Annotated in this window: 10 protein-coding genes; 4 read left to right on the forward strand and 6 right to left on the reverse strand. The window is 64.2% G+C overall.

The annotated features are described in order from the left end of the window. The first annotated feature begins 1 nt into the window (after nt 1). On the forward strand, nt 2–1,537 hold the full coding sequence (locus ACLIMP_RS25685) for a phosphomannomutase (protein WP_443479010.1): 1,536 nt from the start codon (nt 2–4) through the stop codon (nt 1,535–1,537). 222 nt (nt 1,538–1,759) lie between these two features. Next, complete coding sequence (locus ACLIMP_RS25690) at nt 1,760–4,903, forward strand: response regulator (protein ID WP_443478947.1); 3,144 nt, start codon at nt 1,760–1,762, stop codon at nt 4,901–4,903. A 15-nt stretch (nt 4,904–4,918) separates the two neighbouring features. Here ACLIMP_RS25690 and ACLIMP_RS25695 read toward each other — a convergent pair whose 3' ends face one another. Further along, a complete protein-coding gene (locus ACLIMP_RS25695) occupies nt 4,919–7,495 on the reverse strand; it encodes a sensor domain-containing phosphodiesterase (RefSeq protein WP_443478948.1) in 2,577 nt (858 codons plus the stop codon). 191 nt (nt 7,496–7,686) lie between these two features. Here ACLIMP_RS25695 and ACLIMP_RS25700 point away from each other — a divergent pair, with 191 nt between their 5' ends. Continuing rightward, complete coding sequence (locus ACLIMP_RS25700; protein WP_443478949.1) at nt 7,687–7,863, forward strand: hypothetical protein; 177 nt, start codon at nt 7,687–7,689, stop codon at nt 7,861–7,863. Here ACLIMP_RS25700 and ACLIMP_RS25705 read toward each other — a convergent pair. Further along, the gene (locus ACLIMP_RS25705; RefSeq protein WP_443478950.1) at nt 7,860–9,152 is read right to left on the reverse strand and encodes a sensor histidine kinase; all 1,293 of its coding nucleotides are present in this window, start codon (nt 9,150–9,152) and stop codon (nt 7,860–7,862) included. The two genes, ACLIMP_RS25700 and ACLIMP_RS25705, sit on opposite strands and share 4 nt — an antisense overlap. 265 nt (nt 9,153–9,417) lie before the next feature. Between ACLIMP_RS25705 and ACLIMP_RS25710 the strand changes: the two genes are divergently transcribed. Then, nucleotides 9,418–10,551 carry a GGDEF domain-containing protein gene (locus tag ACLIMP_RS25710; protein WP_443478951.1) on the forward strand — a complete coding sequence of 378 codons (1,134 nt, stop codon included), beginning with the start codon at nt 9,418–9,420 and terminating at the stop codon, nt 10,549–10,551. Between the two features lie 4 nt (nt 10,552–10,555). On the opposite strand, the gene ACLIMP_RS25715 is transcribed toward ACLIMP_RS25710, so the two are convergent. From ACLIMP_RS25715 to ACLIMP_RS25730, 4 genes are all read right to left on the reverse strand, one after another. Continuing rightward, nucleotides 10,556–11,359, reverse strand: a complete 804-nt coding sequence (locus tag ACLIMP_RS25715; protein ID WP_083910194.1) for a trypsin-like peptidase domain-containing protein — start codon at nt 11,357–11,359, stop codon at nt 10,556–10,558. Further along, complete coding sequence (locus tag ACLIMP_RS25720; protein ID WP_443478952.1) at nt 11,356–11,910, reverse strand: NADH dehydrogenase ubiquinone Fe-S protein 4; 555 nt, start codon at nt 11,908–11,910, stop codon at nt 11,356–11,358. The genes ACLIMP_RS25715 and ACLIMP_RS25720 overlap by 4 nt, the downstream gene beginning before the upstream one ends. A gap of 50 nt (nt 11,911–11,960) precedes the next feature. Then, nucleotides 11,961–12,473: an Hsp20/alpha crystallin family protein gene (locus tag ACLIMP_RS25725; RefSeq protein ID WP_008829908.1), complete on the reverse strand. Its 513-nt coding sequence runs from the start codon at nt 12,471–12,473 to the stop codon at nt 11,961–11,963. Between the two features lie 96 nt (nt 12,474–12,569). Continuing rightward, nucleotides 12,570–13,046, reverse strand: a complete 477-nt coding sequence (locus tag ACLIMP_RS25730) for an Hsp20 family protein (protein WP_008829907.1) — start codon at nt 13,044–13,046, stop codon at nt 12,570–12,572. Nucleotides 13,047–13,287: the final 241 nt, after the last annotated feature.

A 13,287-nucleotide genomic window follows, 5' to 3' on the forward strand; every position in this document is an offset into this window, starting at 1 on the left:
CATGAAGGTAGATGATTCCCCGCCGAGCGAGGGTGCCGCTCTCAAAAGCGTGCGCACCCTGATGACGCAAAGCGGTGTTCCTTTTGGCACGAGCGGCGTCAGGGGACCCGTCTCGGCCATGACCGACGCGCTCTGTTTTGCCTATACCAGCGCGTTCCTCCAGTATTTGCGATCGATCGATGAGTTTGCCCCGGGCCAGCCCGTAGCGCTGGCCGGCGATCTGCGTCCCAGCACACCGCGCATCGTGCAGGCCTGTGCGGCGGCGGTCCGCGCCGCCGGCGGCGTGGTGGTGAACTGCGGGCTCGTGCCGACGCCGGCGCTGGCCTATTACGCGCTGGGCCGCAAGATGCCCTCGATCATGGTGACGGGAAGCCACATTCCGGCTGATCGTAACGGGATCAAATTCTACCGACCGACAGGGGAGGTCCTCAAGTCGGACGAGGCCGGCATACTCGAGCAGCGGGTCTCACCCGACGACAGCCTTTTCGACGCTTCGGGCGCGCTCCTAAGCGCCGAACCGCTGCCTCCGACCGTCGAGATCACAAGCGCCTATCGCGATCGGTACGTCGGTTTCTTCGGCGCGGACGCACTCAAGGGCATGACAGTTGGGGTCTACCAACATTCCGCGGTGGGGCGGGACGTCCTGGTGAGCGTGCTCGAGGCTCTCGGCGCCACCGTAATGCCATTCGGCCGATCCGAAAGCTTTGTGCCGGTCGATACCGAAGCCATTCGCGATGAGGACATCATTCTGGCGCAGGCGTGGGCGAGCGAGCACACGGTCGATGCGATCGTGTCGACGGACGGGGATTCGGACCGGCCGCTCGTCGCCGACGCGCAGGGGACCTGGCTTCGCGGCGATATCACCGCCCTTCTGTGCGCTCGCGCGCTTGGCGCGGACCGCGTCGTGACCCCGGTGAGCAGCAATAGCGCGGCCGAGCTTTCAGGCGCGTTTGTCGCAGTTCGACGGACGCGGATCGGTTCGCCCTATGTGATCGCCGCCATACAGGAGGAGATTGCGGCCGACCCAGGCGCGATCGTCTGCGGTTATGAGGCCAATGGCGGCGTCCTGCTCGGCTCGACGGTGCTCGACGGTGACAATCCGCTGGATGCCCTTCCCACGCGCGACGCTGTCTTGCCGATCGTTTCGGTACTCGCGGCCGCCAGACGAAGCAGCGTCGCGGAACTGGTCGCGAGCCTGCCGCAGCGCGCCACCCATAGCGACCGCCTCCCGGATGTGGCGCCGGCGCAAAGCGCGGCGCTTCTCGGCTGGCTCAGGGAGGGATCGGCCGAGGAGCAACGGGCGCGCATCGAAACCTATTTCGGTACGATTGGCGGCCAGGTGGTGGAGATCGACACCACCGATGGTCTGCGCGTGACATTCGACCGCGGCGTCGTGATCCATCTGCGCGCGTCGGGCAATGCGCCGGAACTGCGCTGCTACACCGAGGCGAAGACCGCTGCCGCCGCGGAGGACCTGAGCCGATGCGCGCTGATCGTCCTTCGGGACGAATTGTTGCCTCTTTCTCATCCGGATTGAAACCAAAGCCGGCGGCATCAGTTTGCCTTTCATCGCAATGATCATGGAGCGCGAGGTGGGCGTGTGCCTGTAAGACAGCGACCGTGAGAGCAGGGAGCGAAGATGCTGCTGGCTACCATGACCTTCCGGGCGTAACTCCGTATGAACAGTCTGGAGCCGCGCTTGACCGAAAACATAAAAATACCTGACACCTATGAAGACATATTTGTGGGGGACAGCGAGATGGCCCGGCTGCTGCGTGTCCATGATTGGACCGCAACGCCGCTTGGTTCTCCGCAACATTGGCCCGACGGACTCAAGGTCGCGTTGCGCCTGTTGCTGACGTCGAAATTCGAGATGTGGCTCGGTTGGGGGCCGGACATCCATTTCTTCTACAACGACGCTTACCGTCCGACGTTGGGCAACAAGCACCCGCGCTCCATTGCCATGCCGACGCGCGAGCTGTGGGCCGAGATCTGGGACGACATCAAGGGACGTCTCGAAACGGTCTATCAGAAGGGCGAGGCGACCTGGGACCGCGCTCTTCTGCTCATCCTGGAGCGCGCGGGATATCCCGAGGAGACCTATCACACCTTTTCCTACAGCCCCCTGCTGGGCGACCAGGGGACGGTCGAGGGCGTGTTTTGCGCGGTCAGTGAGGAGACCGACCGGGTTATCAGCGAACGGCGGCTGGAATCGCTGCGCCAGCTCGCATTGGCGCTTGCAGGCGCCCAAGGGCATGAGGCCGTGCTCGACGCTGTCGAGGCGGAGCTCGCGCGCAACGATCGCGACATGCCCTTTGCGCTTGTCTATTTGTTCGACGAAACGGGTGCCCCTGTCCTGGCGCGCAACTGCGCGGGGATGGACCCCGATCACCCCTGCGCGCATGCAGCAGGTGCGGCGGAAGATCCCTGGGGGGTCAAGCGGGTTCAGCTCGATTGGACCGCTCCCCTGATCGACGAATGCACGCACGCCGATCTCCCGACCGGATCCTGGGACCGTCCGCCCACCAAGATCGCCGTCGTTCCTCTGGTCGATCGCGGGAACGACCGGCCGCTGGGCGCGCTCGTGGTCGGCCTCAATCCATATCGTCCCGCCGGTGAGCAATATCTGAGTTTCCTCGAATTGCTTGCCGGCCAGATCACCGCAGGCCTGACGAGCAGCTATGCCTTCGAAGCGGAACGTGAGCGCGCCGCGGCGCTGGCGGAAGTCGCCACGATGCGCGAGGAAGCCTCACGCGTCCTCGAACAGGCGAACCGCCAGCTGATCTCGGAGGTGGAACTGCGAACGCAGGAGCGCGATCGCATTCGCCGGCTCTTCCGCCAGGCCCCGAGCTTCATGTGTATTTTGAAGGGCCCTGACCATGTCTTCGACATGGTCAACGACGCCTATCAGCAGCTTGTCGGCCATCGCGACGTGGTCGGCATGCCCCTTCGCGACGGCCTCCCTGAAATAGCCGGGCAGGGTTTCATCGAACTGCTGGACAGGGTGTACCAGACCGGCGAGCCCTTTGTGGGCCGCAATCTCGAAGCGCATCTCCAGCGAACGCCGGATGCGCCGCTCGAGACCCGCTTCGTGAACCTCATCTATCAGCCGATCGTCGAGCCGGACGGCAGTGTCTCGGGCATCTTCGTCGACGGCTACGACGTGACGCATCAGAAGCGCGCGGAGGACCAGCTCCACAATCTCAACGAGACGCTCGAACACAGGGTCGAGCAACGCACTGAAGAACTCGGCACGGCCCTTGGCCGGCTGCAGCGCGAAACGCTGGACCGCGAGGCTGCCGAAGCGGCGCTGCGCCAGTCGCAGAAGCTCGAAGCGCTCGGCAAGCTGACGGGCGGCGTTGCACATGATTTCAACAATCTGCTGCAGGTGGTGAGCGGGAACCTCCAGCTGCTGTCGCGCGACATTGCAGGAAATGAGCGCGCCGAGCAGCGTGTGCAGAATGCGCTGGCAGGCGTCTCGCGCGGCGCGAAGCTCGCCTCGCAGCTCCTCGCCTTCGGCCGCAGACAACCGCTCGAGCCCAAGGTGGTCAATTTGGGCCGCCTCATCAACAATATGGACGATCTCCTGCGCCGGGTCATCGGCGAGGATGTCGAGATCGAGACCATCGTGAGCGGCGGATTGTGGAACTGCCTCGTGGATCCGGGTCAGATCGAAAACGCCATCCTCAATCTCGCGATCAATGCGCGAGATGCCATGCCGGATGGCGGCCGCCTGACGATCGAGGCGGCCAACGCCTGGCTCGATGATGACTATGCCCGCCAGCACGACGAAGTCACCGCCGGACAATATGTGATGGTGGCGGTGACTGATACCGGCACAGGCATGGCGCCGGAAATCATCGACCAGGTCTTCGAACCATTTTTCAGCACCAAGCCGGAAGGCAAGGGGACGGGGCTTGGTCTTTCAATGGTCCATGGCCTCGTCAAGCAGTCGGGTGGCCATATCAAGATCTACAGCGAGGTGGGTGAGGGCACGACCATCAAGCTTTACCTGCGCCGCGAGACTGCCCGGGAAGACATACTTACCGATACGAGCACGGGACCGGTGCGGGGCGGCTCCGAGACGGTCCTCGTGGTGGAGGACGACGATGCCGTCCGCGAGACCGCCGTCGGCCTGCTGTCCGAACTTGGATACCGGGTGCTGAAGGCGCGCGACGCGCAAAGCGCGCTCACCGTCATCGAGAGCGGCGTGCCGATGGATCTCCTCTTCACTGACGTCGTCATGCCCGGCCCGCTGCGTAGTCCCGAACTTGCGCGCCGAGCGAAGGAACGGCTGCCGAACCTCGCGGTGCTCTTCACCTCGGGCTATACCGAGAACGCGATCGTGCATCATGGCCGGCTCGATCCGGGGGTCGAGCTTCTTTCCAAGCCCTACACGCGCGAAGCGCTTGCCCGCAAAGTCCGCCACGTGCTGGCCAACGAAGCACAGCGCCGTTTGATCGCGGAGGGCGGCGGAAACGCACCGGCGCCATCGCCCTCGCCGGCGTCCCAGCCCGTGCGGGAGGCCCGCACCCTTCGTATCCTCCTTGTCGAAGACGACGGACTGATCCGCTTCAACACCGCGGACATGCTTGCCGATCTTGGCCATGCCGTCCTGGAAGCCGAGGACGCCGAAGCTGCCGAAGCGCTGCTGGGGCAAAACGAGGTCGACCTTGTCCTGACCGATGTCGGCTTGCCCAAGGCGTCCGGCATCGACCTTGCCAGGACCGTCAAGGCGTGTGTCCCCGCGCCAGCGATCATTTTCGCCAGCGGCGATGGCAGCGGCATTTCACCGGCGGAATTTCCCGATGCCGCAATCCTGCTCAAGCCTTACAGTCAGGAGGATCTGCGCCGTGTGGTGTCGGCGATCTCCCTCGACCCAGCGAAGAGTGATCCCGCATAGCGGGATAGCGGGGAGTCAAGCCGCCTGGCTGTCTTGGCGCGGGACGACGGACCGTTGGCTTTCGAGCATGGCGCAGAGCGTAGTCACTGGCAGCGGCCGACTGAACAGATAGCCTTGGAGATGCGTGCAGCCCATGGCGACGAGCGCTTCCATCTGCTCATGCGTTTCCACGCCTTCCGCGACAACGGCCATGCCGAGTTGCTCGCCTAGTCCTACAACGGCCTGGATGATCGCTCTTGCGGCATTCGACTGGGTCACCTGCTCGACGAAGGAGCGGTCAAGCTTCACCTTGTCGAATGGGAAGCGTTGGAAATAGCTGAGCGACGAATAGCCCACGCCGAAATCATCGATCAGGATCTGAATGCCGAGGCTGCGCAGCGCCTCCAACTGGTCGAACGTTCGCTCGACGTCGCGAATGACCAGCCCTTCTGTGACTTCGAGCTGCAGGCGGCTGGGACACAGACCCGAGGCCGCAAGCGCTGCGCCCACCGTTTCAACGAGCTTGCCGGAGGCGAACTGGAGCGGCGACAGGTTTACCGCAACCCGAACATCGGCGGGCCAGTTACGCGCATCGACGCATGCCTGGCGCAGCAGCTGTTCGGCCAGCTGGTCGATAATCCCACATTCCTCGGCGAGCGCGATGAAGATGTCCGGCCGGATCCGTCCCTTGGCCGGATGGGTCCAGCGCGCGAGGGCCTCCGCGCTCGTGATCCTACCGGTCTGCGCCGCGACGAGAGGTTGATAGACCAGCCCGATGTCCCCGGCCGCAACCGCTTCGCGCAGGTCGCGCTCGATCTGGCGGCGATCGCGAGCCGAGGAATCCATTTCGGCATTGAAGAAGCACGCGCAGGCGCGTCCATTGTGCTTGGCCCGGTAGAGCGCAAGATCGACATTCTCGCGCAGCTGCTCGGTTGTCTCACCATCCTGCGGCATGAGCACGATGCCAACCGAGGCACCGATGTAACAGACGCCGCGTCCGGTCACGATCGGCTTGGCCAATTCCTCGATAAGCGTGTCGGCGCACATCTGCGCCCGTTCACGCAGGCGCTCCCCGGCCAGCACGGCGATGAACTCGTCCCCGCCGATGCGCGCAATCCATCCTTCGCCCTCGATGACGGCGCGCAGCCGGTCCCCGACCTGGATGAGCACGGCATCCCCACCCGGATGCCCAAACTGGTCGTTGACCGCTTTGAACCGGTCAAGGTCGATGCTGAGCATGGCGAACGGCTCGCGCGCCTGTACCATGCGAAACAACCGGTCAGTATAGCTCGACCGGTTCAGCAGCCCCGTCAACGCATCATAATGCGCCAACCGGAGGACTTCGGCTTCCGTCCGGCGGATCTGCGTGACGTCTTCCGAAACGCCGAGCAGATATTGGCAGGGGCGGTCCGGCCCGTCGATCACGGTGCGCATGGTCCGCAGGTGCAGCGTCTCGCCATCGCCGCGGGTGAAGGCCGCTTCGGTCTGATAAGTTTCCCGGCGGGCTATCGCTTCGTTGTCACGGTCCTCGCTGGCCTCGGCGTTCGCCGGAAAAAGCTCGTGGTCGGTAGCGCCGATGATCTCGCTCGCCGGCCGCCCCATCACGGTCTCGCCGGCACGGTTGATCATCAGATACCGGCGTGTCTCCACGTCCTTGACGAATAGCGTCGCGGGGAGGTTCGAGACGATGCTTTGCAGAAATTTCTGCGCATGTTCGCGTTCGCGTTCCAGGCTCTTGCGCGCGCTGATGTCCCGCACGATCGCGGCGAAGCCCTGGTCTCCGCCCGGATCACCCCAGCGGGCGAGCGAGAGCTCGATCGGAAACTCCCTGCCGTCGGCGCGCATGGCGACGAGTTCGATGAAGGACCCGACGAGGCGGGTCGGGCCGCCCTGGGCAGCGCGGCCGAAAGCCTCGGCGTGACCATGGGCGAAGCGGGGCGGCATGATGATGGAGACATCCTGGCCGATCGCCTCGTGGCGCGCCCGGCCGAACATCTGCTCCGCGGCGGCGTTCCAATGAACGATCCGGCCGTCCAGATCGGCCGCCAGGACGGCATCCGACGTCGCATCAACAACCTTGCCCGCGATCTCCGTCATCCGCCGCGCACAGCGCGCTTCGATAAGGCTCGTCGCATGCTGTGCGAGATCCGCGAGGATAAGGCGCTCATCATCGTCCAGCCGCTCGCGCGGAGCGGGGTCGAATACGCACAAGGTCCCTAGGCAAAGGCCGGTACTCGTGATGAGCGGAACGCTCGCATAGAAGCGAATCCCGCCCTCCGACGTGACGAGCGGGTTGTCCCGGAAGCGCGCATCCTGACTCGCGTCGGGAACGACAAGCGCCGAACGCGCCTCGAGCGCGTGGCTGCAGAACGCGATTGCGCGGGGCGTTTCGGGAAAAGCGATACCGTGGCGTGACTTGAACCACTGCCGGTGGCCATCGATCAGACTGATCGCCGCGCTCTGGACATTGAGGGCGACGGCGGCGACGCGGGTCAGGACGTCATATTCGCGCTCGGGCGGCGTGTCGAGAATCGCATAGCCGGACAGCGCGGCGAGACGCTCCCGTTCGATGTCCCAAGACGATGGCGCGTTAGAAAGATCCATCCGCCGCATTCTAGGGAAGGCTGGTTAATCTTTCCCTCAGTACATGGCCTGGAATGCACCAATTTTGCGGGCCGGTTGAGACCGAACGGTCACAGTTAATTTCGCGCCAAGGCCTGTCGGCAACGCCGGGTTAACGGCTGCGGGATTAGGTCGCCCAAAGACCTGTCGAACCCCATTCCCGGTGAGGGCGTATGAGGCTTATGGCATTGCAGGAAGCCGAGACCTTGCGACAGCGCTATGGGCGGCACGTACTGCAGGGGCTGGTCAACGAGATATTCCAGGCGGCGCGCGCGAAAGATGAGTCCCGCCTGGCTAAGCTGGAGAAAGTTCGCGCTGTCCTCGCCGCTGAGCAAAGCGATTACGGCGACACGGCCTAGTCGGCGAGCCGATCGCGCATGAGCCTGACGATTGCCACGAGGCCGTCCGGATCCCAGTTCTTCTCCAGTCGGCCTTTGAGCCGGCCGCGCAACACCTGCTGCATCAGCTTGGTGCCAAAGCCCTGACGCGCGGGCGGCCCGGCGAGGCGCGGTCCGCCTCTTTCCTCCCAGCGGATGACGAGATCGGGTCCGCAGGCCTCCCATTCCACCCGGACACGTCCCTCTCCGCTGCCGAGCGAGCCGTATTTGACCGAGTTGGTGGTGAGCTCGTGGAACATCAGGGCCAGGCTTGTGGTGGCCTGAGGCCCGAGCGGGATCGGCTCACCTTTGCAGCAGACACGTCCCGGCTCGGCGAGGGAGGTATGCGCCTCGAGGGACGCCTGGATCAAGGCGGACAGCTCTGTCCGGTCGAGGCTGCCCGGTTCTTTCTCTGCTGCGCCCGTGTGCTCTGGCATCGCATGCGCGCGGGCAAGCGCCTGCAGGCGACCCGTCAGGGATTGCGCCAGTTCGGCAGGACTGGTCGCATGCCGGGCGCTCATCTCGATCATCGCCTGGGTGAGGGCAAAGAGGTTCTTCACCCGGTGATCCATTTCGCGCGCGATCATTGCCTGTTGTTCAAGCGCTTCCTGCAGCCGCAGCTTGTCCCGCTGCATCTTGCAGGCCACGGCGACGAGGTCGGCGAGTTCCGATACGATCCGAAGATCCTCGCTGTCGAACTGATCCTCGTGCCGCGCAACGACCCACAAGGTGCCATGCGCCCGCTCCTTGCCGATACGAATAGGGACAAGCAGGACCTCGGGTATGACGAGGCTATGCTCGGCGATCCAGTCATAGACCAGCTCGGGATGCCTGCACAAAAGCGGCGCATCGCGGTCCAGCGTCTCGCCGCAGGGGCTGTTGTGACGAGGCGTGAGCGCGCCTTCGAAACGGGCGAGTGCTCCGTTGAGATGCTGCCAACGAAATACGGGAGGATCGTGGCTCTCATCGAGGATGCTGAGCCCGGAAGCGCTGGCCTGGGTGAGTTCGAGAGCATGGGCCACCATACGCGGCATCACCTCGTCGGGGGCATCGACCATTTTCCCGAGGAGTTGGCGCACCGCAAGGCGTTCAGCGCTGGGCCGGTGCCGGTTGCGCGGACGTGCGCTTAGGTCGTCCGTGATGAAGAGTCTCGCGGACGGGTCTACTGGAAATGATTCGGCCGCATGCGTCGACACCTCACCCTCGCGGAATGCCTCAACTTGAAGAAAACCTGCCCGCGCCGCGGAGTCAAGCGTGTCGGCAATGGCCATCTTTGGGAGCACCTCAGGCCTAATTTTTGTGAGGCGAGACAGTTGAGCGCTGACAGATGACTGCTGATGGATGAAGCATCATTGCTGCTATTATTTTCCCCTAATTCCGCGGCAAAACGAGAAGATCGCTGTTGCGGAACATGGCGAAACTGTATCTGGTGCGCAGCACTTGCCGGCTCGCTAGTGCGTGCAAGCCTCCCGGGGGGGAAGCGGCGAGCAGGGCAAGGCAGGGGCGAATGCCAAGCGCGCAGGGTTGGGGGCATATTTGACGGATATCGATGCATCTTCGCGATCGCCACGCAAATGGCTCGGCTGGCTCGGATCGAGGCATAGCGGAGACGAGACAGGCGGACCTCGCCCCGGTGCGAACACGGAGGACCGGCATCTTTCCGCGCGCCACCATGTCCTGAACGAGATCGCTGCATTCCTGCTCGATCATGGCCTGGAGATCAGCCCGGATAATCTTGTGGTCGCCCACGGCATCGCTAGCGGAAGCAATCCGGGGCTCGCGCGCAAGGTCATGCAGCGCCGGGCGGACGGCGGGACCGTGACGCAGGCGTGGCTCGACGAGGTTACCGCGGCTGCCAAGTCGGATGAAGCGCCGGGCGAGATCAAGCAGTTGATGGTACGTCTCGAGCAGACACTCGACACATTCTCGAAGAACACGACCGCCGCCCGGCATGCGACATCGAATTACGGTGACGAGCTCGAACAGCAGGTGGCCGATCTCGCGAGCGTCCAGCAAACCGGTCAGATCATTTCGACCCTGGCTGATCTCGCCAAGGCCATGCTGGAAAAGACGCGCAGCCTCGAGGCCGAAATGCGCACCAGCGAATCCGAAGCGAAAGGTCTGCGCCGCAGTCTGGAAAAAGCCCAGCGCGACGCGGAAGTCGACCATCTCACCGGTCTGCCCAATCGCCGCGCCTTCGAAGCCGTGCTCGAGCGCGAGCACAAGGCCGCCCGCGCAGCGCTCGACCCGCTGGTCCTGGCTTTTTGCGATATCGACCATTTCAAGCGCATCAACGATACCCATGGCCACGAGGCGGGTGACCGGGTGCTGCGCCTGATCGCTGATCTTCTGTCCGGAATTTCGGACGACAAATGCCACGTCTCACGCCATGGCGGCGAGGAATTTGTGATGCTCTTCAGGGGGTGCACCCTTACCGAAGCCAAGGAGCGCCTTGACCGGCTGCGCGAGAGCCTCGCCGAGCGGCGTCTGGTCAACCGGCACAATGACGAGCCCTTCGGCCAGATTACCTTCTCCGCGGGCGTGGCTGACGTCTTCGATCATCCCGACCCGCGGGCTGCGCTCAAGGCCGCCGATGAGGCGCTTTATGCGGCCAAGACCGGAGGCCGCAATCAGATTCGCGTCGCGCCCAAGCCGGGCACCGCTCGCTAAAGAGTCAGGAGCGCGCTTGCCGCAGGACGTCCCGGACCACCGAGGCGGGAACCGCGAAACCGATGCCGACATTGCCCTCGAACGGCGCCAGGATCGCCGTGTTGATGCCGATCACCTCCCCGCGCATGTTGATGAGCGGCCCTCCGGAATTGCCTGGATTGATCGGTGCATCGGTCTGGATGAGGCCGACCGGGCTTTGCGGCGTCAGGCCGCGGCCCAGCGCACTGACGATTCCTGCCGTGACGGTTTGCCCGAGGCCGAAGGGATTGCCGACTGCGACGACATAGTCGCCGACCTCGGCGGTATCGGCACTGGCAAGCGGCGCGGCTTTCAGGTTCCGAGCCGGAATCTGCAAAACCGCGATGTCCGCGTCGGGACTGACGCCGACCAGCCGGGCTTCCAGCTTGCGCTGGTCCTGGAGCATGACGACGATCACGAGGCCGTCCTTGACGACATGGGCGTTGGTCAGAACCAGCCCGCGTGCGGCATCGACGATGACCCCCGAGCCGGCGGACAGGCGCGGCTCGAGCGCCACGTCCGGGACCCCGAAATGACGGCGGAAATAGGGATCGCGAAGCAGGGGATTTTGCGCATAGGGGGAGGGGTAGGCCACCGCGATGTTCACCACTGCCGGCGAGATGCGCTTGACCAGCGGAGCGACGGTGAGCCGGCTGATCGGCACAGGCTCGGCTGCGGAAACGGGAGGGATATCCCGCGCTGCCCCGCCCCATGAGAACCCCCAGCCGAGCAGGAGGACAGCCAGCAAGGCACAGCCGAGGGCACCGATAAAGAGCCCCCTACGCTTCATGACAGGCCCGCGTCATGACGCGGATCGGCTGTGGTGCGGTTGCCTTGCATGGCGCCGGGATCTGCAAGCGCTGGATAGTTTCCGCAACACCGGGCATGCGGCCCCGTGGGCCAGCAGCAAAGCGGCGCCAGGGCACTAAGCTGGAAGGCCTGAAGGGCGGGCTGGACGGGTCGCCGGCGGGGCTTGTCATGGGTGACGAAGCTTAGCCCGCGCCCACGGCAATAGGCCTCCGCAGCCTCGCGCGTGGCAAATTCGAGCATCAGGGAAGAGAGTGGATCTCCTGCCCCGGTCCATCCCGTCAGCGGATCGGGCGAGGGCGCGAACCGCTCTCTAAAACGTAAGCGCCAGCGACCCCGCCGCGCGCGTCCGGGGTGGTCGGCATAGGGATCGGGCTCGATGATCGCCTGCGCATCAGGCGGCAACGCGCTGGTATAGCGCTGCCATGTCGGCTGCATGGCGATCGCATCTTCATTGTCGTTTGCCCCTTTGGGAGTCGGCCGCACCCCGGGGGCGGCGGGTAGCGGACTGGTCAGACTGGGTTGCGTTGCCATCCTATCCTCCAAGATGAGGGCGGCCCGATCGGGCCGCCCTCTCTTCCTGGTCAGTTCTTGTTGATCGGAATGCGCCGGACGCTGTCGACGTCTCCCTCCTTGCGCGGGATGGTGACGGTCAACACGCCGTTGCTGAAGCTGGCCTGCGCCTTGTCGGATTCCACGCCCTTGGGCAGGTGAATCCGCCGTTCGAACCGGCCATAGCTGCGTTCCGAATAGCCGCGATCCTTGTCCTCGAGCTCGGACTTCTTCTCGCCCTTCAAGGCGAGGACCCCGTCCGCGATCGAGAGATCGACCTGCGACTCGTCCAGGCCGGGCAGTTCGGCCGTGACGCGGATGTCCTTGTCGGTTTCGCTGAGTTCGATACGCGGATAGTCGATGACATGGCCAAAAGCCGTGAGCGACGAAGGCAGGCCCCGCCACAGATCGTCGAACAGGCGATTCACATCGCGGTGAAGCGACATGAGCGGATGGGTGGTCCGATCCCGCTCCGGCTCGGCGCCTACGACCGCGGGTAGCCGGTTTTCCTGCCGGCTCCAGGGAATGAGATCACGAAGAGACATGATGATCATCTCCTTTTGAGGCTGGATTGTGGGGTATGGCCTGCCGGCCGCCGTTCCCGAAGGAACGACGCCGGCAGAACCACTTGGAGCGCGAGATCAGGCCGCCTTGGCTTCCTGGTGCTGCGTCTCGATCTGCGCGGGTTCGGGGGACGACCCGCCGATCGCGATACGCCGGGGCTTCATGGCCTCGGGCACGACGCGCTTGAGGGCAATGGTCAGAAGACCATTGTCGAAGGAAGCCTCGCCGACTTCGATATGATCGGCGAGCTGGAAGCGGCGTTCGAAGGCCCGCGCGGCAATGCCGCGGTGCAGATACTCGCTCTTGCCGTCGTCATCGGCGCGCTTGCCCGTGACGGTGAGCTGGTTCTGCTGGGCCACGACCTCGACGTCCTCGGGACGGAAGCCCGCCAGGGCAAGCGTGATCTGATAGCTGTCCTCGCCGTTCCGCAGAATGTCGAACGGTGGATAGCCATCGGAACCATCGCCCCGCATGCCCGTCTCGAGCAGATCGAAGAGTCGGTCGAAGCCGACGGTGGAGCGCCGATAGGGCGCAAAGTCAAAATTGGTTCTCATTTCCAAATCCTCCGGTTGAGCAATTTGGGCATGAGAAGCGCCGGTACAGTAGAGCCGACGCTCTCTATGTCCAACCGGACCCGAACGGCGTCCGGCACCCCAGACGTAATTTCGGCCAACGCAGATTCAAGAGATAAAAAAAGGAAAGGAAACAGAGGCCTGAAGAAATTTGGGCTCACTGACCCTGCGGATTTAGTCTCTCGCGATCACCCATCGCGGTCCCGCAAAAACGGGAGCCGCG

This window comes from Novosphingobium aeonii (assembly GCF_052279045.1).
In the GTDB taxonomy this organism is placed as follows: domain Bacteria; phylum Pseudomonadota; class Alphaproteobacteria; order Sphingomonadales; family Sphingomonadaceae; genus Novosphingobium.